Source organism: Gammaproteobacteria bacterium, assembly GCA_041395725.1.
Classification (GTDB): Bacteria; Pseudomonadota; Gammaproteobacteria; order Pseudomonadales; family Pseudohongiellaceae; genus NORP240.
Genome location: JAWKZW010000001.1, coordinates 701,500 through 725,389, shown reverse-complemented (window position 1 = coordinate 725,389; position 23,890 = coordinate 701,500). Strand labels below are relative to the sequence as shown.

At 48.1% G+C, this 23,890-nt stretch carries 19 protein-coding genes; 3 read left to right on the top strand and 16 right to left on the bottom strand.

Features of this window, described 5'->3' with window-relative positions; genetic code table 11:
* Positions 1 to 156: 156 nt before the first annotated feature.
* Genes merA through R3F50_03225 form a run of 4 tightly spaced genes read right to left on the bottom strand, consistent with a single transcriptional unit; the run spans position 157 to position 2,587 of the window.
* Positions 157 to 1,569: a mercury(II) reductase gene (gene merA / locus R3F50_03240; protein ID MEZ5489315.1), complete on the bottom strand. Its 1,413-nt coding sequence runs from the start codon at positions 1,567 to 1,569 to the stop codon at positions 157 to 159.
* 28 nt (positions 1,570 to 1,597) lie between these two features.
* The gene (merF, locus tag R3F50_03235; GenBank protein ID MEZ5489314.1) at positions 1,598 to 1,831 is read right to left on the bottom strand and encodes a mercury resistance system transport protein MerF; all 234 of its coding nucleotides are present in this window, start codon (positions 1,829 to 1,831) and stop codon (positions 1,598 to 1,600) included.
* Between the two features lie 7 nt (positions 1,832 to 1,838).
* Positions 1,839 to 2,177, bottom strand: a complete 339-nt coding sequence (locus tag R3F50_03230) for a heavy metal-associated domain-containing protein (GenBank protein MEZ5489313.1) — start codon at positions 2,175 to 2,177, stop codon at positions 1,839 to 1,841.
* Positions 2,178 to 2,191: 14 nt separating this feature from the next.
* Positions 2,192 to 2,587, bottom strand: coding sequence for a mercuric transporter MerT family protein (locus tag R3F50_03225; GenBank protein ID MEZ5489312.1), 396 nt, complete (start codon positions 2,585 to 2,587; stop codon positions 2,192 to 2,194).
* 137 nt (positions 2,588 to 2,724) lie between these two features.
* Between R3F50_03225 and R3F50_03220 the strand changes: the two genes are divergently transcribed.
* On the top strand, positions 2,725 to 3,114 hold the full coding sequence (locus tag R3F50_03220) for a helix-turn-helix domain-containing protein (protein MEZ5489311.1): 390 nt from the start codon (positions 2,725 to 2,727) through the stop codon (positions 3,112 to 3,114).
* Here the strand turns inward: R3F50_03220 and R3F50_03215 are convergent.
* Positions 3,100 to 3,546 carry a thioredoxin domain-containing protein gene (locus R3F50_03215; protein ID MEZ5489310.1) on the bottom strand — a complete coding sequence of 149 codons (447 nt, stop codon included), beginning with the start codon at positions 3,544 to 3,546 and terminating at the stop codon, positions 3,100 to 3,102. The two genes, R3F50_03220 and R3F50_03215, sit on opposite strands and share 15 nt — an antisense overlap.
* A gap of 515 nt (positions 3,547 to 4,061) precedes the next feature.
* Here R3F50_03215 and R3F50_03210 point away from each other — a divergent pair.
* Complete coding sequence (locus tag R3F50_03210; protein MEZ5489309.1) at positions 4,062 to 4,391, top strand: YnfA family protein; 330 nt, start codon at positions 4,062 to 4,064, stop codon at positions 4,389 to 4,391.
* A gap of 139 nt (positions 4,392 to 4,530) precedes the next feature.
* Here the strand turns inward: R3F50_03210 and R3F50_03205 are convergent, their stop codons facing one another.
* The 6 genes from R3F50_03205 to R3F50_03180 all read right to left on the bottom strand — a co-directional run bounded on the left by R3F50_03205 (position 4,531) and on the right by R3F50_03180 (position 14,102).
* Complete coding sequence (locus tag R3F50_03205; GenBank protein MEZ5489308.1) at positions 4,531 to 4,800, bottom strand: hypothetical protein; 270 nt, start codon at positions 4,798 to 4,800, stop codon at positions 4,531 to 4,533.
* Positions 4,801 to 5,034: 234 nt separating this feature from the next.
* On the bottom strand, positions 5,035 to 8,205 hold the full coding sequence (locus R3F50_03200; protein MEZ5489307.1) for a CusA/CzcA family heavy metal efflux RND transporter: 3,171 nt from the start codon (positions 8,203 to 8,205) through the stop codon (positions 5,035 to 5,037).
* The gene (locus R3F50_03195; protein MEZ5489306.1) at positions 8,202 to 9,998 is read right to left on the bottom strand and encodes an efflux RND transporter periplasmic adaptor subunit; all 1,797 of its coding nucleotides are present in this window, start codon (positions 9,996 to 9,998) and stop codon (positions 8,202 to 8,204) included. Before R3F50_03195 ends, R3F50_03200 begins: the two co-directional genes overlap by 4 nt.
* Before the next feature lie 2 nt (positions 9,999 to 10,000).
* The gene (locus R3F50_03190) at positions 10,001 to 11,299 is read right to left on the bottom strand and encodes a TolC family protein (GenBank protein ID MEZ5489305.1); all 1,299 of its coding nucleotides are present in this window, start codon (positions 11,297 to 11,299) and stop codon (positions 10,001 to 10,003) included.
* Between the two features lie 786 nt (positions 11,300 to 12,085).
* A complete protein-coding gene (locus tag R3F50_03185; protein MEZ5489304.1) occupies positions 12,086 to 12,583 on the bottom strand; it encodes a hypothetical protein in 498 nt (165 codons plus the stop codon).
* 64 nt (positions 12,584 to 12,647) lie between these two features.
* On the bottom strand, positions 12,648 to 14,102 hold the full coding sequence (locus R3F50_03180; protein ID MEZ5489303.1) for a PepSY domain-containing protein: 1,455 nt from the start codon (positions 14,100 to 14,102) through the stop codon (positions 12,648 to 12,650).
* 270 nt (positions 14,103 to 14,372) lie between these two features.
* Between R3F50_03180 and R3F50_03175 the strand changes: the two genes are divergently transcribed.
* Entirely contained in the window at positions 14,373 to 16,538 is a 2,166-nt protein-coding gene (locus R3F50_03175; protein ID MEZ5489302.1) for a TonB-dependent siderophore receptor, read from the top strand.
* A gap of 88 nt (positions 16,539 to 16,626) precedes the next feature.
* On the opposite strand, the gene R3F50_03170 is transcribed toward R3F50_03175, so the two are convergent.
* The 5 genes from R3F50_03170 to R3F50_03150 all read right to left on the bottom strand — a co-directional run bounded on the left by R3F50_03170 (position 16,627) and on the right by R3F50_03150 (position 23,818).
* Complete coding sequence (locus R3F50_03170; GenBank protein ID MEZ5489301.1) at positions 16,627 to 17,448, bottom strand: cation transporter; 822 nt, start codon at positions 17,446 to 17,448, stop codon at positions 16,627 to 16,629.
* Positions 17,449 to 17,586: 138 nt separating this feature from the next.
* Positions 17,587 to 18,468 (bottom strand): cation diffusion facilitator family transporter, encoded by an 882-nt coding sequence (locus R3F50_03165; GenBank protein MEZ5489300.1) that lies wholly within the window; start codon positions 18,466 to 18,468, stop codon positions 17,587 to 17,589.
* Positions 18,461 to 21,604 (bottom strand): CusA/CzcA family heavy metal efflux RND transporter, encoded by a 3,144-nt coding sequence (locus R3F50_03160; protein ID MEZ5489299.1) that lies wholly within the window; start codon positions 21,602 to 21,604, stop codon positions 18,461 to 18,463. Before R3F50_03160 ends, R3F50_03165 begins: the two co-directional genes overlap by 8 nt.
* Positions 21,605 to 21,615: 11 nt before the next feature.
* The gene (locus R3F50_03155; protein ID MEZ5489298.1) at positions 21,616 to 22,551 is read right to left on the bottom strand and encodes an efflux RND transporter periplasmic adaptor subunit; all 936 of its coding nucleotides are present in this window, start codon (positions 22,549 to 22,551) and stop codon (positions 21,616 to 21,618) included.
* 13 nt (positions 22,552 to 22,564) lie between these two features.
* On the bottom strand, positions 22,565 to 23,818 hold the full coding sequence (locus tag R3F50_03150) for a TolC family protein (protein MEZ5489297.1): 1,254 nt from the start codon (positions 23,816 to 23,818) through the stop codon (positions 22,565 to 22,567).
* Between the last annotated feature and the right edge of the window lie 72 nt (positions 23,819 to 23,890).

The following is a 23,890-nucleotide window of genomic DNA, read 5'->3' as shown; positions in this document are numbered from 1 at the left end:
TTAGTTTGCAGGCATAATACCTTGCGGCCTTTCTGTAGCCCGAGTTTATCTCCGCTTACCATTAATAGGTATTTCCTTTTGTGAATAGCTTTGGTCAAAGTATATTCAAAACAATTAATCCCATACTAATCCGAATCTAAGAATTTGCTGCACTCGCTACCCCGCACAACAGGATAGCTTACTCACATCCCTGCTAAAACCTTGAGCGGCCAACTTCAGTCCTTCGACAGCTGTCAGATAGGGAAAGAGCGTGTCTCCGAGCTCAGTTGTTGTGAGTCCAGCTTTCAATGCCATTACAATAGTCTGAATACTTTCGCCGGCCTCGGGTGCCAAAATAGTAGCTCCTAAAATCCTCTTCGTACTGCTTTCAGCGATTAGCTTGATGAATCCACGTGATTTTCGGGAAGTTATAAATCTCGGCACGTTGTCGAGGCTGACAGTGCTGGTTTCTACAGCTAATCCATTGGCGGTTGCCTGTGATTCTGTCAATCCAACCGTTGCAAACTGTGGATCCGTAAATACCACTGAGGGCATTGAATCATTGCTATAAATCTCTGTGTTGCCGTTTAGCGCATTTCTTGCGGCCAGTTTGGCTCCATAGGCTGCCATGTAAACAAACATGTCTGAACCGGTTACATCTCCTGCGGCATAAACTTCAGCATTTGTAGTTTGCATGTATAAGTCTACTTTTACGCCGCCCACCGCATTGACCTCGATGCCCGCTTTTTCCAGATGCAGTGCTCTGACATTGGGTTTACGGCCTGATGCCGCTAACACACTTTCAGTCTCGATTACCTGATCACCTTCTGCAGTACGGCAAACCAGCTTGATTAAATTCCCTTCCATTTTGATTTCCTGGTAGCCAACACCCTCACAAACCGTAATCCCTTCTTCGCGAAATTGATCTGCCAGTACAGTACTGACAAGCGGATCTGACGCAGGTAACAATCGGCTGCGGCAACAGATTGTGACCTTTACTCCAGCCCGACAGAACATTTGCCCCAGTTCACAGCCAATGACACCACCACCTATAACAAGAAGAGATTGGGGCAAACTCTCAAGTTCCAGAGCCTGGGTACTGTCTAAAACCGGTATGCTTTGGATTCCGTTGATTGGTGGTAATGCAGATGAAGATCCGGTTGTAATAATCACTTTTTTGGGGCGATATACCTTGCCCGCGACTACCAATTCCGTACTTGTATTTCCAGTGAATTGAGCCTGCCCAGGGATAAATGAAATATTTGGGTATAGGAGAAGCAAGTCTTCATATTTTGCTTTGCGCAATCGATCAACTAACTGCTGTTTTTGTCGAATCAGGGCTTGCCAGTCGACCATTCTGGCAGTTCCATTCACTCCATCGAAACGGCTGGCATCCTTGCTAATCTGTATAGATTCCATCGCCCGAATAAGTGTTTTGGATGGTACACAGCCCACATTGACACAAGTGCCGCCTATAGTTCCGTTTCCGGCAATTACTACGGTTGCCCCAGCTTCTGCTGCCGTTATTGCCGCGGAAAATCCTGCCGATCCGGCACCTATAACTAACAAGTCAGGTGTTGAGTCCTTCATAAGTAGTGATCCTGTTTACAATCATCCTTTACTGTTCAATGTTAGTGATTGTGCCATTGCGACTTCGCTTGAATTTCAACAGTGCAAAAGCTGTTAAAACTATAAAAAACGCCAGTGCGGGGAACAGCACATAATCCAGGTAACCGGTAAGATACGACAGCCCTACAACGCCAAGCAGAATTACAAGCACAGGCGTGAAGCAGCACAGGGCTGCTATCACGGTTCCTACTATTCCCAGGCGTAATAATGTCTTTTCTTTCATGAAGGCATCATGAAACAGGTTTGGCAGGATAGCCTACATTGGTCGACGCAGCACCAATTTGCTCTGGCGATGCTTTAGTAGGATCGAACACTACGGTCGCAGTCTTGGTGTCGTAGTCCACGACAACTGATTTTACGCCGCTAACCTGCTCCATTGCCTTGCGAACGGTTATTGGACACATCGCGCAATACATATTTTCCACGTTAAACGTGGCAGTGTTTTCTTCCGCGATCGTTTGGGCACTCGTGTTGTTTTCTCCCTGTTGCGCAGGATTGAGTGCCAGCGTAGTGATGCCGCTAATGGCAATAATTGTCAAAGCAGAAAAGGTAACAAGTATACGTTTCATGATTTTCACTCCTACTAATAGAACAATGGGGCCCAGTAATTTACAGTTGCTGAGAGCAGTGCAATTACGGTGGCAATCCAGAGAGCTGATTGAGTAACGAGACCCGACACCGGGCGCGCGCAATAACTCCCGTCGTCACAAGCCGGTTTCGGCTTGAAGTAGACGTGCCAGAAACCTGTTGCCAACACCAATCCCGTCACTGAGAGGAATAATGGCTTGTAGGGTTCCAGCGCGGTTAAGCTGCCAATCCATGAACCGGAAATGCCCAGCGATACCAGGACCAGGGGTACGATGCAGCATGACGATGCAACCAGCGCACTGATAACACTCCCTGTTGCGAACAGCTTTTCGTGGTTACGGCCCTCACTCTGATTCGATTGAATCTCGACTCTTTCGTGATAGTAATTCAAATTTATCTCCGATATTCGCGAACTGCAGTTGACTGGTTCCGCGATTGAAGAGACTATAAACCCTGTAGCCAATACAGGGTCAAGGGATTTTTAGCGAGAAATTTTAGATTAACAAGAAGCCATTTAGAGGGCAGGTAATGAAGCGAGGTGAACTGGCAGCAACCAGCGGATGTAATGCTGAAACTATAAGGTATTACGAGAAGATTGGGCTTATCCCCGAGCCGAGACGCGCGGCAAACGGTTACCGGGAATATGACAAACTACATCAGGAGCGATTGCATTTCGTTCAGAGAGGTCGTGAACTTGGATTTACTATCGATGATCTTAAAAGCTTACTCAGCCTGGTCGATCGTAACGCCGTATCTTGCAATGAAGTGGAAAAGATGGCGACGCAACATCTTGAATCGGTGCAGAACAAAATTGAACAACTCAAGCGAATGGAAGTGATACTCGCTGAGACAATCAACTCATGCAGCGGGGAGGACGTTCCCGAATGCCCACTAATAGAAAGTCTATTTAACGATTAGCTCGTTGAGTTTTTGACTTAATTCCTCTGGCGTAATCAGCCCAACATTTCGGTATAACTCATCACCTTCCGAATCAAGGACGATCAATGTTGGCATTCCGACGACATTATAGTTTTTAGTGCTTTCTGGAAACGTGTCAGTATCAACTTCAACAAATATATAGTTTTGCAGAGCTTCGATTACCGAAGCATCCGAAAATACCTGCGCTTCGAGTACTTTACATGCGGCACACCATTCTGCAGAAAAATCGACTAGAACAAGCTTTTCGGTTTGTAAAGCAGCAGATAGCGCCGAATCAATGGGTGAAGATTCGGTTTCATCAGTGGAGGAAGAATCTAAAGTTTCAGGCGCTTGCAACCCTGGCGAGTAACCAAGCTCTCTAATCACCTCATACATTGTATCTAGAGTGACTAAAGACGAATCGTAACCCACCGTGAACGCATCCCGGTCCAGATTTACATCGATATTTTCTTCGTTTATTCCAGGCAGCTCTGACAGAGCTGCTACGACACTATCGGGTCAGCTCATTCAAGTGACGCCGCCGCGGCTTTTCATCATGCCTTCGACAAACAGTGTCACCTTCGATAGCTCCGCTTCAAGGGCAGCAGCCTGTACCGACAATGACAGTAAAAGTCCGGCGAAGGCTACAGATAATAGTACACTTGATTTGATCAGGCTCTTCATTTTTGAAGCAAATCTAATTCAGAGAAATTTTCACAACTTTGGCTACCATAACCCTGTAACTACTACAGGCTCAAGCTTTATTATAACTATTTCCCTTCACGAACTCCTGCGACTGGATCTTGCAAGAGCCGAGCAATGCTGAGCATAGTGGTGTCTATATGACCCTATTCTTGTGTAGTTCATGTTGCATCTCTTTTATGTAGATTTTATGTGAAAATTCGTGTGATTATCTACTTGGAGCTGAATAAATGGGTCATTTTTATCTGACTAGCGCGGCAATATATGTTACGGCAGCGATTGCCGAAATCGCTGGCTGTTTCGCCCTCTGGGCATGGCTACGACAGGACAAGAGTGCGTGGTGGTTGCTTCCCGGAATGACATTCCTGCTTGTCTTTGCCTGGCTGCTTACGCGCATTGACGTTGGATTTGCAGGGCGGACCTATGCTGCATATGGAGGCATTTATATCGTATCTTCACTAATTTGGCTTTGGTTTATCGAAGGGGTTCAGCCTACCGGCTGGGACGTGGGCGGCGCAGGTCTTGCGGTATTGGGAACGGTGGTAATTCTGACGGGCGCCCAGCTAGCGCGTTAAGGTGGTTACGAGACATTTATCTGTAAGCACTAAATTGTAGCAATTAAAAATTTCTTCCAATGAACTAGAAAGTCAGAAAGAATCTTGCCTTTTAGGACTGTGGAAAAATCCGTGAATTGATTTTTCAATCCTTTGTGAATTACCCGGATGGTTTAAAAACAAGCACTCGATGATTACCAAGGTCCGTGGCAAACACTGCTCCATTTTCAGAAACTACCACTGCTGTTACATATTCGAATTGGCCCTGTTCGCTGCCTTGGCCGCCGAATGCTGTTAAAAATCGGCCCTCTCCATCGAATTTCTGTACCCGGTGATTATAAAAATCAGCCACAAAAACGTTACCTGACGGCCCCGCTTCGACAGAAGTGACCGTTGCAAACCAGCCTGGAAACGGGCCGTAGATGTTCATTCCCAGGGGACCACCCCATTTGCGTGTAAACTCACCCGTGGCTGAAAATACCTGCACGCGGTCGTTGTATCCGTCTGCCACAATTACCTGACTATTTATGCTGAGCCGCCATAAGTACTCTATAGCTCAAATTCTCCCAATTTACTTGGAAAATTGTATAGGTTGGCCGACTCCTGATTTGATATTTCCTCGTGTCATCATAAAACTTGGAGTCGGTTTAAAGTCAAGTGGCAGTTATCTGTTTAATAAAGATAAAGGCGAGCTTCCATTCTTTTCCCTGTTCGAGATTTGCAACATAAACCCCTGCCACAGCAAATACAGAGCCGGAATTACACACAGAGTCAGTACCAGTGTGCTCAACATCCCCCCAATCATTGGTGCCGCAATGCGCTGCATAACTTCCGACCCAACTCCGTGCCCGGACATAATGGGCAACAATCCTGCTGTAATTGCAGCCACGGTCATCACAATAGGCCTTATTCGCTGCAGGGCACCTTGCTGAATGGCTTCCCGCAATCCGACGAGCGAGGGCTTTTCATCGGGCCCGAGCTTGTCCAGATAGTCCTGCCGGTATTGATTAAGATAAATCAGCATGATCACGCCTATCTCCACAGCGACTCCTGCCAGGGCAATTATCCCAACCGCCACTGCCACCGATAGATCGAATCCCAGGTACCACACAAACCAGGCACTGCCTGCCACTGCTACCGGCAAAGATGCCAGTATTATCAGCACATCACTGACCCTGTTAAATGCCAAATAAAGTAGCAAGGTGATAATAACGAGAGTCAAAGGCACCACCAGTTTGAGGCGCTCTATCGCGCGTTCCATGTATTCAAATTGCCCGGACCAGGCGAGTGTATAACCAGGAGGAAGGGTTAAGTTGGCTTCTAGATGTTCTCTAGCGTTGCTCACATAACTGCCTACATCAATGTCGGCGATGTCGATGTAGACCCAGCCATTAGGACGCGCATTTTCGCTCTTGATCATCGGTGGACCATCTTCAATCTCCACTTTAGCCACAGAACTTAATGCGATCCGTTCTCCTTTCGGTGTGATAATGGGGAGGCGGCGAATATTTTCCAGTGAGTCACGTACTTGCCGCGGGTAGCGCACATTGATCGGATACCTTTCCAGGCCTTCTATGGTTTCCGACACATTCATGCCGCCGATCGCAGAAGTCACTACAGCTTGCACATCGGCGATATTAAGACCCAGTCGTGCAGCGGCTGACCGATCGATGTCCACGACTACATAGCGACCGCCGACGACCCGCTCTGCATAGACACTGGCAGAGCCAGGGAAATTCCCGAGCAGGTTTTCAATTTCTCTGCCAAGGGTTTGAATCACCCCAAGCTCGGGCCCGCTTATTTTTATTCCAACGGGTGTCTTGATACCGGTCGCCAACATATCTATACGTGTCTTGATAGGCATGACCCAGACATTCGCGATGCCCGGCACTTGTACCCGCTCACGTATTTCAGCCCGAATATCATCAATAGTCATACCTTCACGCCACTCCGATTCCGATTTGAAACGAATCACTGACTCGATCATGGTCAGGGGAGCAGGATCGGTGGCGGTCTCCGCACGCCCAATCTTGCCAAACACCTGGGCCACTTCGGGCACGGACTTGATCATCCGGTCTGTCTGTTGCAGCAATTGCGTTGCCTCGCCAATGGGCAGGCCAGGCCGAGCCGTGGGCATATACATCCAGTCGCCTTCATCCAGAGGTGGCATGAATTCTGAGCCCAACCTCGATACCGGCCAAGCTGCAGAAGCCGTTAGGAGAACTGCGAGTACGATGACAGGCCAGGGATGCATAGTAATGAAGCCCACCACTGGACGGTAGCAAGCCGTCAGTAATCTATTCAGCGGATTGCGCTGTTCTGAATGAATCTTGCCCCTGATCAGATAGCCCATGAAGACGGGAATAAAGGTGATAGAGAATAAAGCCGCCGCTGCCATGGCGTAGGTTTTGGTGAAGGCCAACGGCGCAAACAACCGCCCTTCCTGTGCTTCGAGTGTGAATATGGGTAAGAAACTGAGCGTGATTATTAGCAGTGAGAAAAACAGCGGGCCACCAACTTGGGATGTCGCTTCCGCGATCAAGTCCCAGCGCTCTTTACCAACCAGACCGGGGCGACGTTCCATATGCTTATGGACGTTTTCGATCATGACGATGGCACCATCCACCATCGCCCCGATGGCAATGGCGATGCCGCCGAGAGACATGATATTTGCATTGATACCCTGGGCACGCATGATCAGTAGCGCGGCCATGATGCCTAATGGCAAAATAGCGATGGCCACAAGAGATGAACGCAAATGAAATAGAAATAGTACGCAGATAAGGCCAACGATAAGAAACTCTTCGATGAGTTTAGTGTAGAGGTTGTCTACCGCCGCACCGATCAACTCCGAACGATCATAGGTCGGCACGATTTCCACCCCCTCGGGCAAACTGCCAGCCAGTTCCTGTAGCCTGGCTTTGACGGCGGCAATGGTTGCCTGGGCATTCTCGCCACTGCGCATGACAATAACGCCGCCCACCACTTCGCCTTCACCATCGAGATCAGCAACGCCCCGTCGCAGTTGCGGACCCAACTGGACCTCAGCGACATCGCCCAACAAGACTGGTACGCCCCGTTCATCTGCCTTCAGCGGGATGTTGCGTAACTCCTCCATGCTCTGCACATAGCCCGTGGCCCGAACCATGAATTCAGTTTCGGCCATTTCGATTACTGAACCGCCAACCTCGCTATTGCCGTTCTGTATCGCCTGCCTGATCTGCATCAGATTTATTCCCAGAGCACTGAGTCGGTTGGGATCGACAACGACCTGGTACTGCCTGACCATACCGCCAATGGTTGCCACTTCAGACACCCCTGCAACCGTCTGCAGTTCGTATTTCAGAAACCAGTCCTGTATTGATCGCAGCTGGCTAAGATCGTGATTTCCGGTTCTGTCCACCAGGGCATATTCATACACCCAGCCCACACCTGTGGCATCGGGCCCGAGAGCGGGAGTAACATCATTAGGTAATGCCGCACTGACCTGACTGAGGTATTCAAGCACCCGACTCCGCGCCCAATACTGATCGGTGCCGTCCTCGAAGATGACATACACGTAGGAGTCGCCAAAAAATGAGTAACCGCGGACATTGACCGCACCGGGCACTGACAACATGGCGGTGGTCAATGGGTAGGTCACCTGATCTTCAACGACCTGGGGCGCCTGGCCGGCAAAGGGTGTACGAATAATGACCTGCACATCGGACAAATCGGGAATGGCATCCACCGGCATGGTACGCAGATTGAGCAGACCAGCGGCCATCAACAGAAGGGCAGCCAATAGCAAGAGCCCGCGATTGGCAATGGACGAACGGATGATGGCGGCAATCATTGATTTACCTCCGTCTCTTCCATCATCAAGATTTCATAGCTGCCATCTTCTAATGGATGAAACTCAAATCGAACCGTGTCATCGACTGCAAACTCATTGAGATTAACATCAGGGACAGTGGTGAAACTCATCGTCATTGCCGGCCAGCTCAGTTCTGCAACCGGCTGATGTGCCAATGTCACCATGCCATCGCTCATCATGCTAACAATGCGACCGATTGTGGAATAAACATTTAACTGATCGCCTGATGCACTGACATTTCTGTCTATACTCATTGGCGCACCCGCGTTGTCCATAAGCAGGACTTGATAACCACCGTCTTCAAGCTGACGAAACTCGAAGCGCACCGTTTCATCGACTGAAAATTCATTGAGATTAACTTCCGGAACAGATGTGAAACTCATCGTCATAGCTGGCCAGTTCAGTTCTGCAACCGGCTGATGTGCCAATGTCACCATGCCATCGCTCATCATGCTAACAATGCGACCGGTTGTAGAATAAACGGCCACTTGATCTCCTGACGAATTGGCAGTTCTATCCACATCCATATCCATATCCATATCCATGCTTTCAGTGTCGGAATCGCCCGCGGCATCGAGCCGCGCCAACGCTTGCTCACCATTAGCTTCGGCGTCGAGCAAGAATTGCCCGGAGGTGACTACGATCTCACCAGCAGAGAGTCCTTGCAGGATTTCGATCTGTTCACCACTACTGACGCCGGTGCGTACCGCACGCGGTTCAAATGCACCATCGTCTTGAACGACAATAATCCGCGAACCTGCCCCTGATCGAATGACGGCCTCGCGAGGCACTGCCAATACGTCGAGTCGAGGATCAGCGGCAATGGCGACATTGGCGAACATATTGGGCTTAAGCCGATGATCTTCATTTTCAATGACGAGCCGAACCCGCAGGGTCCTGCTATTCTGTTCCAGTTCCGGATAGATATAACTCAATTCGCCCTTCCAGGTTTCACCGGGGAAGGCTGGAAATTCAATATCAGCCTCCAGACCAACTTCCAAATCTGCAGTATCCGTTTCAAAGATATCCACATCGACCCAGATGGAATCCAGTGACGCCAGTGTGGCTATCGTGCTGGCAGGCTGCACATAGTTGCCTCGTCGGGTGCCTAGGGACACGACCAGCGCATCATTGACGGCGCGATAAACCAGTCGACTACTCGTGTTCCCGTTATTGGAGAGTTCTTCGACTTGTGCGGTAGTAAATCCCAGCGCCAGCAATCGTTCCCGGGCTAGAGCGGCCAGAACTTGATTGCCAGACTGGCGTGCAGTGATGAATTCCTGTTGGGTGCTGACAAGATTGGGCGCGAACAACTCATAAACCACCTGGCCTGCGCTTACCTGATCACCGACACTGGCCAGATTGAAGACCTCCAGCCAACCTTCTGCTCGCGGGTGCAACATTTCAAAGGTCGCTTCGTTCCAACGTGTGTATCCGACCGCGTCTACATCCCTTGCGAAATCTCTACGCATAGCACTGGCTGTTCTCAGTCCCAGATTTTGCTGAACCGTTGGAGTAACTCTGACGGCATTGGTTTCACTATCAGGCTCATCATAAACTGGAATTAGATCCATCCCCATCGGTGACAGGCCTGGTTCATCTCGCCTGAAACTGGAATCCATCGGTGCCACCCAATAAAGCGGCTGTCTTTCTGAGGATGCGACCGTTGACCCAGGCATACCTCCCCTATCCACGGGAATTAAGCGGGCAGCCATAAACCCGGTGACGGCGGCAACTATTGCTACACTCAATAAACTTACAATGGTTTTCATCTTTAATTCTCCACAGGCCAGAGTCGGCCTCCGCATAATTTGTCGATTTGGCTAATACTGATTAGTCGATCCGCCTGCATCTCTGATATCTGTAATTGCAACTCCAGCAATTGTTGTTGAGCTTGAATCAAAGATTGAAAGTTGCCGCCGCCACTCTGAAAATTGGCACTGGTTGCATTCAGAGTTTGTTGGGCTAAGGGAATTAACTCAGTTTCAAAAAGGTTGATGCTATGAGTCAATTCTTCTACGGAAGATAACAGTTGCTCCAGGTCAGCCATGAGTTTGCTGCGTAGACGTGCGACATCAGCTTGCGAACTGGCATAATTGAATCCGGCCGCTGCTTTACGGGCTGAGCGCTTGCCAAGATCCAATGGAATATTAAGACTGATACCAAACTGGGTGCGTTGCTCAATATCGTTCCAGAATTCGTTATAACCGGCGTTGACTTGAATATCCGGAAAGTCTTCTAGGTCTATTAGCTCCTTATTCCTATGTGCCCATCTAGAGCTTGCTTCCAGGCCTATCAATTCAGGCTCGGACTCCAATACCCACTCCAAAAGAGTGTTGCGATTTGGCAAAGTTCGAATGGGAAGCTGTTCGCCCGGCAACCCAATCGAGGTGTCGGCGGACTGATTTAGCAGATCGTTAATTCGAGCCTGCAGACGCTTGATTTCCTGGTTCAGCACAAACTCCCTGTGATCCAATTCGACAAGGCTGGTCTGAATTTGCAGCACGTCCTGCTGCAACCCAAGCCCATTAGCGTATTGAGTAGAAGCCACTGATTCCAAGTCATTCAGTAAGGCCTGATGCTCGGCATTAACTGACAATGCCTGATCGGCAAACCATAGTTGCGTCCACAAACTCCTGACTTGGGCAATCAGTGAAACAAGTAGCTGTTCATAGTTCGCTTCATTAATCTCAGCTCTTGCTACGGCTAACTCAGTACGTAATTGCCGCTTTCCAGGCCAAGGGAATAACTGAGAGACCTGAAACGATTGTCGCACCCGCAGTGCATCGCCAAAATCACTGGGTATATCGGAGCCAATTGATGACGGTGCGATGGAATAACTAACCCGGGGATCATCGAGCGCCCCTGCGCTTTCAACCAGCTCACGGTTCGCTCGCGTTCGTAGCTCTTGAGCAGTCAAACCAGCGTTTTGTTGAATCATCACCTTCGTCAATTCCGCTAACTGGAGTTCATCATCAGGACCAATTTGCCCTAGCGCTGGCATAGTCCAAATACTAATAACCCACCACAACAAACCAGGAATCAAGATCCTGTTTTCAATTACAGTTCCCATTTCGATATCTCTTCTATTACTCAGACGCAGCACAAAAATCGCGAGGTCGTCACGACACACGATTGCAGCGTAATAAGGTAAGTTGAATGATTTGCCTGCGCTTTTAGCAGGCGGACCTATCCTGTCTTAGACAGAAATGGGGGGACGAAATAAACTATTGAGAGGCTCAATGGGGGCGAAGCGAGAATATAAGTCTGCTTGTCGCGATGAGAGATAATCAGAATCCAAGTTAGAGCATTTTGTTCCAGGATGAGTGTATCCCAGACAATATCCACAAATCTGCTCACAATTAGCCATGTCTAGCAGGCCAGAAGCTAATTGACTATCCGACTCGTTTGCTGGTTTTATCGTATTAGACTCAGCCGCCGATTTGGCATCTTCGGTCACCCGATTGGTGTCCATGCCATGCATTTCCATTCCCGGCATATTACAAAATAGAGGGTAGGCTGAAAGTTGCCCGGATACTACTAACAACGAAAGCATCGTCAGAATTACTCGATTAAACTTTGAGACTCGACAAGGCATGAATATGTCAGCACCAATCACTATGTATAGTTACGTAAAACAAAGACCATTTGAATGATCAATCGGCACATTTGATACCTTAGAGGGGGTCTAATGTCAATGCCCATCAAGCCATCCTATTTCTAATAGCAAAGTAGTAAATACCAAACTTAGAAAGAGTGCTATCTTAATATTCTTTGCTTCCGAATGTTTGAATCTAGTTTTCTTTTCGTCTCTGGTCGGCAAAAACAGATAAAGTTATTCACCTACAATCCCTATACATCAAGGGATTGTATAGTAACCAGAAAGTGTAAGCGTAATGCTTAAATCCATGTCGGATTCGTTTGAAAAGTACCAACCGTGTTCGCCATCAAACGGTGCTACGAGATAGCCAGTTTCACTATTGCCTCGGCCTTGTTTATAGAACATAACATTGCCCGGTTCATCTGAAATTCGTATTGTGTGCCCGTGAAACTCTGCAAGCAAAAGTTCTGGATTTGTGACATCAGTCGATAGCCACTCATACGAAACAGAATGTCCCTGCTTCATCTCAAGCATATACTCAAGATCGGAGTTAGCAGGGACTGGAATTACAACCTGGTCTGACAGGTACTCGGGGCGGTCTTCAAAATAAACGTTTTCCGCCAACGGCACATCGATCCATTCGACTGGCTGAGAAGTGCATGCGCTTATACCGACGCAGAAAATCAAAAACAGGGAATACTTACTTCGCTGATTGGCTCGACATGTTATTTCTTCTGCTGAAATATTCGTAGTCATCTATGAATCCAATTAAAGTCAGTTGAGGGGAACAACAAGAGCAAACTTCATGGGAGAGAAGCTTTTACTTTACCAGGCGACGCCATCCAATTGCTATCGAAGTTACTGAGAAACCCAGTCCTATCAGGCTCAATGTGATTACAAAGATATCCCACAATGGACGGCGTGACCATAGCGCATGAAAGTCGAGGCTATGTAGCCCGTAATACATCCACCTCTCCATTCGGCTTCGATTAGTAACGCGGCTTATCGGTTCACCCGTGATCGAATCGATGTGATGCCAGGTAGATTCTGAATCATCAAACTTGACTCGCAAAGCTGGTAAAGGCCGATAACGGTTGTGTCTTGAGTAGTAATAATTGTCGAACTGATCGAGGATTTCTGTTTGGAGTATTGCGGCAGACGGAATTAGCTGAGGAACAGCAGCACCGATTGCTATCTTGAGATCGCGACTTCCGTGTTCAAGCCCGTTGCCAAAATCAATAAGCTTCTCCCCATTAGACAGTGTCGCTATGTAATAGTAACTGCCGCTTACCGAGGTCCACTCTACTTCAGCAACCGACATCGATTCGAGTTGGGGATCTAGTCCAGGTAATGCTCGAAGATCGACTGTCGAGTCTCCTTTATATCTTCGTATTTGCTCTGATGCACTGCTAGGAGACTCGAAAATTCCCCAGGGCCCCATCGACATCAGCCCACTGAAGATGAACGTAAAGACGAAAATCAACGATCCAAGTCCTAGAATATGATGCCATTTCATGATGCCCTTGTAGGGAGAAACGTCGTTGCCGCGATAGGGCCGAAGTATCCGAATACGCATGAATCCGATAATTCCGCCGGTAACTACGGAAACGATTCCTATGCATGAAACAACGATGATCAATTGGATCCAGAAGTTTTCGAATTGACGAAGCTGGACGGGATAAATCCAGTGAATTGTAGAACCGATCCAATTCCAAAATCGTTCGTGCTGACCAGTATCCCTGACAACGGTCCCGGTCACATCGGAAACATAGAGAACCGTCCCATCAGAATCATTGAGAAAAACCTTGTGCAGTGGTCTATAAGGGTGCAGTGAAGACGAAACCGTCCACTGATCACGCGTTATCAAACCGCCGTAACTTGGATTTATTTGAGTGCTGGCATAGCCAGAGTTTTCTGTGGCATTTATTGCCTCGCCTTGCGCCAGTCCTCTCAAGGTATCGCCGACATCGGCAAAGACAGTAACCAATCCTTGGCCTTGGAGACTAGCAAGATAGGCCGGGCGGCCCAACACGGATGTCAGTGTAATCGAGGAAATTGACGAGGTTGATCCTATGCTACTAAACGCCTCGCTAGGAGAAAGATTTAACTGGGAAAATTCGATTGGAAAGGCATTTTTAATACGTTCTTCGACAGTAAGTTCAGGGTATTCGACGTACATCATAACAATGCCGCTGGCGAACCATAAGGCAAACAACAGACACGTGAATATTCCTATCCAGCGGTGAATGAAGAAAAGAAGCGGCTTCCATTTCATAGGTAAAATTTTCTATTTCGAGGGGGCAAGCAAGCCATTTTGGCAATTCGATACTATATCGCTACAACTTAAAAATAAGTAAGCATTTTCAATGAGTTCAGCACGTTAATAGTAGGTTACAAAACGTTAATAACAGATTCAAAATCGTCTTTAACAAATTCAGAACCGTTATTAACTTAAATATCCTACGATTAACATCTCCCAGTAGACCTATAATGCCTCCTTGTTCAATTCAGCGCTGCCTATGGCGAAGCCCCAAGAGGTGTTTCAATGTTCACTCGTCCTTTAAATCACATTCGGTCAATCAGAAAACCTTTACGTCATGGCATTGTATTAGCTAACGTGGCACTTGTCTGGACAAGCATGGCACAGGCACAAAATCCGTCAACATCGATCGATGAAATAATTGTGAGAGGCCAGGGAGGTATTGGCACCATTCGCCTAAATGCTGAAAACGGCGCAGGTAGCCGACTTGGACTAAGCGGCTTCGAAACGCCCGCCAGTGTCGGCATCATCAGTCGGGAGGAGATTGCGACAAAAGGTGACTACGGTGCCCTCGACGCAGTGACACGCAGCACCGGTATCTCCTCGAGTGCGTCACCCGGTAACGGCGGCACATCTATTTCGTCACGAGGATTCAACGGCCATGGCTCAACGGTTTACACTTACGACGGCACGCGCTTATACATTGTGGCTGGCACCGTGACGTTTCCTGCTGATACCTGGACGCTAGATCGGGTTGAAGTTCTTAACGGCGCTGGTTCCGTTATAAACGGTATTGGCGCTATCGGAACTACCATCAACTACGTACCGAAACAGGCTCAGCTTGGTGATACCGGCTTCGAAGGAATGGTGGCCGCGGGAAGCTTTGGCATGCAAAGAGCTGCCGTGGGTGTTGGTACTGAACTTTCTGACCAATGGGCATTCCGTATCGATGGCGCCTATACAGAAGAAGACGGTTATGTGGATCGAGCCGACGAGCAGCGAGAAGTGTTGGCCTCTTCTTTGTTATTCCAGCCAAACGACAATTTTCGTGCGCTGCTAAGCGTTGACTATGCCGACATCGACGCGGCGCCGTATTGGGGTACTCCGCTGATCAATGGTGAGGCTAGTGATTCTCACCGCGAGAACAACTATAACTTTGGTGATGGAAAAGTTGCATATGAAGATACCTGGACAAAACTTCATATCGACTGGCAAATCTCTCCCAATGTCACCTTCCGCAGTGATACCTATTTTCTAGATGCTGAGCGCGAATGGCAAAATCTGGAGGAGTATTCGTATAACAATTCCACAGGACAGATTGATCGGGCGTTTTATCTGGGAATCATTCACGATGAAGAACAGATTGGTTCACGCTTTGATTTTCTGATCGAGTCTGACCTTGGTGGAATCCAGAATCGAATCAGTATTGGTGCAGAAATTAATGACATCGAACTAAACTACCTTAACAATTTCACGACCGGTGGCTTTGGCGTGGGTGACAGCGTACCCGTGTTTGGCTTTGACCCTGGCAAGTTACCGACTGCTTCGATCCCTACGATTCTTGACTACCAGACTGATACACAGCAATACGCGATTTTTATTGATGATGTAATTCAGTTAACTGACCAATTCAGTATCGTACTCGGCGCACGCTATGACGACATCGAATTCGACAGGTTTGATTTGCCAATAGGCGGGGCAGAAGCATCTGCGTTTGATACGAGTTTTGACGAGTTTACCTGGCGAGCAGGATTCGTTTACCAGCCGAATACCGATACCAGTCTTTACGCCCAAGCGAGCACCGCGGCCGATCCGGTTACCTCACCGATCTCCATCAGCGCCGGTAACAAGAATTTTGACTTGGCAACAGGACGGCAATATGAAGTAGGCATCAAGCAGCAATTTCTTGATGGTCGAGCGGAATACACGCTTGCCTACTTTGATATTGAAAAAGAAGACATATTGACACGGCTGCCGGCTTCCGCAATCACCGAGCAGATTGGTCAACAAAGTTCGGATGGATTTGAGGCGAGTTTAAGAATCCATCCATCTGAGACCTTAAGCGTGGAATTAAACGCAACCAGTATCGATGCAGAGTTTGACGAATTCTATTCCGGCGGTGTATCGCTGGCAGGCAATACGCCTCGCAACGTGCCTGAACAGACAGCGAATCTGTGGGTGAATTGGTCAATCATGCCCAACTTACAGCTCGGAGGTGGCTTTCGCTACGTTGATTCCCGTTTTGCGAATGATGGAAACACAGAAAAGCTTCCGGATTACAACGTATTCGATGCCAGCCTGAATTGGATAATTTTTGAAAATCTGACATTGACAGTGCGCGGGCGCAATCTGACAGACGAGGAAGATTTTGTATTGGCGCCTTATGTTTCCAACCAGTGGATATTTGGAGATCCCCGGTCATACGAGATTAGCCTACGTTATGGCTTATGAGTGGATGACAGGTTGGAATTAGCTCAGTTGTACCACCTTGGAGAATACCGCTAGCGTTTTGAAACTCTCTGGATCGAACTACATACGTTCACGACTTGAGTTTCAATATACGCCGAGCACCGTTTAGCACGACCAACCCGATTATCAGGCCAATAATGAGATCTGGATAACGTGAGCCGGTCAATACGACTAGACCGCCTGCCAGGATTACGCCAACGTTGGCAATCACATCGTTAGCGGAAAATATCCAGCTGGCCTCCATGTGAGCACCGCTGTCCCTATTTCTTGAAATCATAAATAGACAGGTAACATTTGCTACCAGCGCAACGCATCCTATAGACATCATTAGTATCGATACAGGTTCACTTCCGAAAATAAATCGACGTAAGACTTCGCTTAACGCCCCGATGGCCAAAATCATCTGGAGCCAACCAGATAAATGTGCAGCACGAAGCTTTTGTTTAGCACTGTGGCCAACAGCAAAAAGTGCCACACCATAAACACCCGCATCAGCGAACATATCAAGAGAATCTGCTATCAACCCAGTTGATTGAGCAAGCCAGCCGAATGAAAATTCAACTAGGAACATGACCGCATTAATTCCTAGCAGCCACCGAAGAACGGTAACTTCCTGCTGATCAGCTATTACAGCTTCAGCTCTGGCTTCAGAGAGCTCAGCAGTACTCGATTCTCGCGTAGCAATAAGGGCTGCCCCAAAACCCAGTGACTCAAGCCTTGCTGTAATTTCTTCACTGTTGCTACTGTGGTATACCGTGACTTTCCGATTTGGGATATCAAAGGCCAGGTCTACTTGTGGCTCGATGCCATCCAATGACATCCGTATTATGCGTTCCTCAGATGGGCAATCCATTCCGGGAACATGATAGGTGCTTACTAGTCCTGTATTCATAGTAAATAGTTCAGCCGGGCGAGAAGAGATTTCTTATCGAGCACTGTTCAACTTCTTTTCAAAAATGGGAATTAAGCTGTAGATCTCTTGCTATCGTTCAATTGTGCTTCTCTCCAGATTTTATAGGGCCTTATTGAGTTACTCTTCATCCCTGCAATTTTCTTCCGGGAACTCCAATTCAATCGTTGTGTGTAAGAATTTAAACTGATCCAGAATTTTTGCAATTTGTGCCTTCGCTTGCATTTGCATAGCGGAATCCATAGGTGAATTCATCAACAAATGTGCCGTATAAACTGTTGAGTCACCGTCTAACGACCAGGCATGTTCATGATGAATTGATTCAACTGACTCAAGTTGTTTGAGCTGGCTACGTACCTGTTCAATTAACCCCTTTTCAGGAACCCCCTGGAAAAACATCTTGACTGTCGTGATTGTATTCTTGACTACGTTAAATAAGATATACAACGAAAAGCCGATAGCCAGCGCTGAATCCAGAATTGCTATTTCCACAAACATCAGCGTAACGGAGACAATCAATACAGCAATCCAACCCAGAACATCTTCCAATAAGTGCCAGTTGAGAACCCTCTCATTGAGTGTCGTGCCCTCGTTAAGTTTGTAGGCTGCAAATCCGTTTACGACCACACCCAGAATGGCAAGTGCAAACATTCCGTTCACAGCGGGCATCACGGGATCGAAAAGTCTGGGAATTGCCTGAAACAATACCCACACGGATCCACCGATTAGTACTACTCCGTTGATCAAGGCTCCTAAAAGGGATAGGCGTTTGTAACCATAGGTAAATGTCTCATTAGGTTTCTTTTTGGCCAACCAACTGAGCAGCCAGGCTGAGCCAATAGATAGGCTATCTCCCAGGTCGTGGACCGCATCTGCCATAATCGCAGTGCTGTTGGTAAGGATTCCGCCAACAAATTCGACTATGGTGAAGCTGACATTTAGCGCAAAAGCCCAACCAATTCTTTGGCTACTAAGATCAGAGTTGTGCGAATGGTCATGCATCAAATATCTTTCCACTTTCCAGACGGCGATTCTTGTTCACAATCAAGTAGAGCGCGGGAAGCAGTACTAACGTGAGCAACGTCGAAGACACGATTCCACCGATTACGACAGTAGCAAGCGGCCGTTGAACTTCAGCCCCAATTCCAGTGTTTAATGCCATCGGGATAAATCCGAGACTGGCAACTAGAGCGGTCATTAGCACGGGTCTTAAACGAGTCATAGCTCCATCAATGATTGCAGGTATCAGTTCACCTTGCTCTTTCCATAGGGCTTTTATAAAAGTCAGCATAACCAGTCCATTGAGCACCGCGATACCGGATAGTGCGATAAACCCGACGCCCGCAGTGATTGATAAGGGCATACCGCGAAACCAAAGAGCGAGTACACCTCCTGTGAGGGCTAGCGGTACACCAGTGAAAATAATTAGCGAGTCACGAAAGGAACCCAGAACAATGAGCAGTAAACCGAAAATCAATGCTAGCGTGGCGGGTACTACTAGAGACAATCGTTGACTTGCAGATTCCAGTTGTTCAAAAGTGCCACCGTATTCAACAAAGTAGCCAGGTGGAAAATCGATCTCGTTGCTAACAACTGCTTGTACTTCCGCCACAAATGACCCCAGATCGCGCTCTCTTACGTTGGCACTTACGACAACCCGACGTTGCCCATTCTCTCGGCTGATACGATTTGGAGACGATATCAATTCCGCTTCTACTACCTCTGATAGAAGTACATAGCCAGCCTCATTGGCAATTGTAGGCACGGGGATGGGCAATCTCTCGATTCTAGCCATATCAGGACGCATTTCTTCGGGAAGCCGCACAACGAGGGGAAATCGGCGATCACCCTCGTAGATTAATCCAACAGTTTCTCCACCTATGGCTGTGCTAATCAGGTGTTGGGCATCTCTGACGCTGAGGCCATAGCGCGATAGCACTTCCCGCTTTGGAGTAAGGGTTAACATGGGAAGCCCTTCAGTTTGTTCAATTCTGGCATCGGCGGCACCTTCGATTCTCTCAACAACTTCTAGAATCTCCTGCGCCGAGATATTGAGTTGATCGAGATCTTCACCGAACACCATGATGCCGAGGTCTGAGCGCACTCCAGAAATCAGCTCATTGAAACGCATCTGTATAGGCTGCGTGACTTCATAGATTTGCCCGGGAAGTTCCTCCAGAGTTTCTTCCCATTCCTCCAGTAAATCATTTTTCTCCCTTGATGGATCGGGCCATTCGCTTCTGTCTTTGAGAATCACAAACGTATCCGAAATGCTGGGTGGCATCGGATCAGAAGCAATTTCAGGCGTACCAATTCTTGAAAATACGTCCTGGACTTCTGGAAATTCCAGCAGACGTCGCTCGAGGATGTCCTGCATCTCAATAGATTGTTGCAGACTGGTACCCGGTGGGCGTAGTGCCTGTACCGTCACATCACCTTCATCGAGTTGGGGAATAAACTCCGAGCCCATGGTGCTGGCTAACCAGCCGGCACCACCGATTGCAGATATTGCAAATAGCACAACTAACCAGCGAAGCCGCAATGCAGTTTGTAAGATAGGTCTGTAAATCCATTCAGCAACTCGCATAATTGGATTTTTCTTTTCGGAAACTTTGCCGGTAATGAAAATCGCAACCGCCGCTGGCACGAATGTTAGCGAAAGAACCATAGCAGACAACAACGCGATGATGACGGTAAATGCCATCGGGTGAAACATCTTGCCCTCAATGCCAGTGAGCGAAAAAATGGGTATATACACCAAGGTGATGATTGCTACACCGAACAGACTAGGCCTGATTACCTCATTCGTCGCCTCGTAGACTACCTGGAGCCGCTCCCTTAGATTTAAGATTGTGTTTCCCTGCGTTGCTAAGCCAAGTCTGCGTATCGAGTTTTCGACAATTATTACAGCACCATCCACAATTAATCCGAAATCTAGCGCCCCTAAGCTCATCAAGTTTGCTGACACTCTGGCCTCAACCATGCCAGAAATTGTGGCGAGCATGCTGATTGGAATAACTGTTGCGGTTATAAGAGCGGCACGAATATTACCCAGCAATAAAAACAAAACAACGATAACTAGAAGTGCCCCGATAACGAGATTTTCCTCAACCGTTGCAATGGTATTGTCGACAAGAACAGTTCTATCGTATAAGACTTCAGCGACTATGCCGTCAGGTAGAGTTGTATTTATTTCCTCTAACTTTTCTGCGACCTGCCTGGCTACGGTTCTTGAATTTTCACCAAGCAGCATAAATGCCGTGCCGATTACCGCTTCCTGACCTGAATGAGTGGCTGCTCCGGTTCGCAGTTCCTTACCGATTGCAACTTCAGCCACGTCCTTTATTCTCAAGGGGATACTATTAGTAGTAGCGATGGTAACCAGCTCGATATCTTCAATGGATCTTAACTGCCCGGGTGAACGTACCATTAGCTGTTGACCGTTGCGTTCTATGTAACCAGCACCCTGATTGATATTGTTATCCCATAAAGCGGATATCAGCTCCGGCAATGTTATTCCCCAACGCAACATTTTTGCAGGGTCGGGTGTAACATGATATTGCTTCTCGAATCCGCCGCTAGTGTTGACTTCCGTTACGCCATCGACAAGAATCAGTTGCCGCTTGATTATCCAATCTTGAATTTCCCGTAGCGCAAACAGATCGTAGGGCTCTCCATTGGGCTGCACTGCACCTTCTTCAGCCCGAACCGTGTACATGAATATCTCACCAAGTCCAGAGGAGATGGGGCCCATTTCAGGCTCCAGACCTACAGGCAACTGGCTCTTAATTGCCCCGAGGCGCGAATTGACGAGGTTGCGTGCAAAGTAGATATCCGTGCCTTCTTCAAAAACCACAGTAACCTGAGACAATCCGTAGGCAGAAAGTGAGCGCGTGTAAGAAAGCTGCGGAAGTCCCGCAAGTGCGGTTTCAATTGGAAAGGTAACCCGTTGCTCAGACTCTAGTGGTGAATACCCTGGTGCTTCAGTATTGATTTGTACTTGCACATTGGTAATGTCGGGCACGGCGTCAATCGGCAAGTTCTGAAAATTCCACACGCCAAATGCACAGATCGAGAGTGCCGCCATCATAACCACCCAACGGCTACTAATCATTTGTCTAATAATTCTTTCAAGCATAGCGATGTTTCCTAGTGGTCGTGTTCGACACCTTCTTTTTCCAGATCAGCCTTGATCAAATAGCTGTTCGAAATCACATAACGTTCTCCTGGCTCAAGGCCCGCCAGGATTTCGGTGAAGAACGGATCAGAACTACCAAGGGTGACATTTCGAGGTTCATAGGTTTCGCCTTCCAGCACGAATACAACCGGGTTGTCTTCATAAGTCTGTAAAGCATTGTTCCTAATGACGAGATCGACTACCTTGGTTTCAAGATGGACAAATCCCTCAACCAGCAACCCTGGCACCCACATCGAATCGGAATTTTCAAGCGGCACCCTGGCGATAACAGTCGGAGACTCACCTTGGCTGGGATTGATGTAGCGGATGGCGCTTTCAGCGGACAGATTATCCATCCGAATTGTCACTGGCATACCCGGTATGATCTGTTGTGAGTCACCGGGAAAGACTGTGAGATCCACCCAGATGTTGTTGTAGTTTGCAATGGTCAACAGGGATTGGCTGGTTGCTAGTTCGCCAGAATTAGCGTGCTTTTCGACCACAATTCCACTTAGTGGAGCCGTTATTTCATAGTTCTGAAGACTGCTGTTTGCCTCGATTATGGCAATAACCTGCCCTGCTTCCACCCTGTCACCAAGTGCGGGTGTGATCGAAACTATCATGCCAGGGTAACGGGCGGAGACATGACTGATGCCCTGCGGGTCGGGCATAGTTCTTCCATAAAGTAATAAACTTCGATTAATTTCACCCGCACCGGCTAACTCAGTTTCTATCCCTAGTTCGCGAGCCAAGGCAGCGGATAGTTGTACTACCCCTTCTTCGCCCTCTTCGTGCTCGTGTTCATCTTCTGCGGCAAGCGCTTGTGAACATACAAAAATTGCAACCGCGATTAACGATCCAAACACATACTGTATTGAATCGCTAAAGTAGTTATGTGATCTATTCATTGAATTGTCCTCATTACTGTCCAGTAAATGGCAGTCCGCTGAGTCGCTCAATCTCAGCGCGTATTCGGTGAGCATTACTAGCACTGGTGATGAGCGCAAGTTGGGCATCCAAGAACTCCCGCTGCGCGCTTATCAGTTCGACATAGCTGTAGTTGCCAGCCCCGTACGCTACCTGTGTTTGTTGTTGCACCTCTTGCAAGACGGGAATGACTTGTTGCCGCAAAGTGTTTACTTCCGTAATTGCCTGTTGCAAAGCCTGATGTAGCGAGCGTATTTCACCTTCGATTGCATTCAGAGTCGTGAGTCTTCGCAATTCGACTTCCTGCAAGTTGGCCCGTGCAGCGCGGGTAGCACCGGCAGCGCGAGCCTTGCTGAACAGCGGTACAGACACTTCAAATGCAAGTCCAGTATCGTCAATCTCCTTCAAGTGACGTAATCCCGCAGACCACGTGATGTCGCTCTGTTGACGGGTTTGCGCCAGGCGAAGCTCAGCTACGAGAAGTCGAGATTCCGCCGCGAAAATTTCAACATCAGGATTCGACGCAAGCTCAGTCAACGTGGATTCAATTGAGCCGGCTTGACCAACTGTCAAAAAGTCGGAAGTTACTGAATCAAACTGCGGGGAATTGCTTGCCCACATGTTTGCTAATCGAATTCTCGCGCTCTCGAGTCTTGCAGTGGCTGCTTGTTCCGCTACTTGTGCTCGAAGCAATGCTGCGTTTGCCCTGCCTAATTCCAACTGAGGCGCCTGTCCCGCCGTTACCAAAGGCTGAATCGCATTAACGGTTTGTTCGGCTATGGCGGTGGATTGAGACTGCAGGTTTATCTGTTCCTGGGCAGTTGCTACATCGATAAACCGTCTGACAACTTCTGCGAGTAAGTCCAGCTCAACTACGCGTTGTTCCGCATTCAAGACGTCTATTCTGCGACTAATGACGCCTACCCGAGCCTCTCTTTTGCCACCCATTTCGATCACATTGGAAAGCCTGAGAGTTGCCTCCGCACCGGTAAAATCCTTGATGTCGCCTGTACCGAGCGCATCTTCGAGTTCAGCGCCTACAGTGAACGCAGGCCTTAAATCCGCTGTCTCTTTATCACCCAGCAAAGCTTCAGTACGCAACGGATAGCTGCGCAACCGGGGATTGGACGCTATCGTGGCTTCCAACGCATCACGCAGAGATACACTTCCAGTAAGCACTTCCTGGGCATAACAAGTGGCGCTGGCGAATGTGGCGCAAACCACAATCGTCAAACATTTTGAGTTCATCGATTTTGCTCCTGCTAAAAGTTGGAAATAGAACTATTCAATCAAAATGACTGAGCGGAACTATTCGCGTTA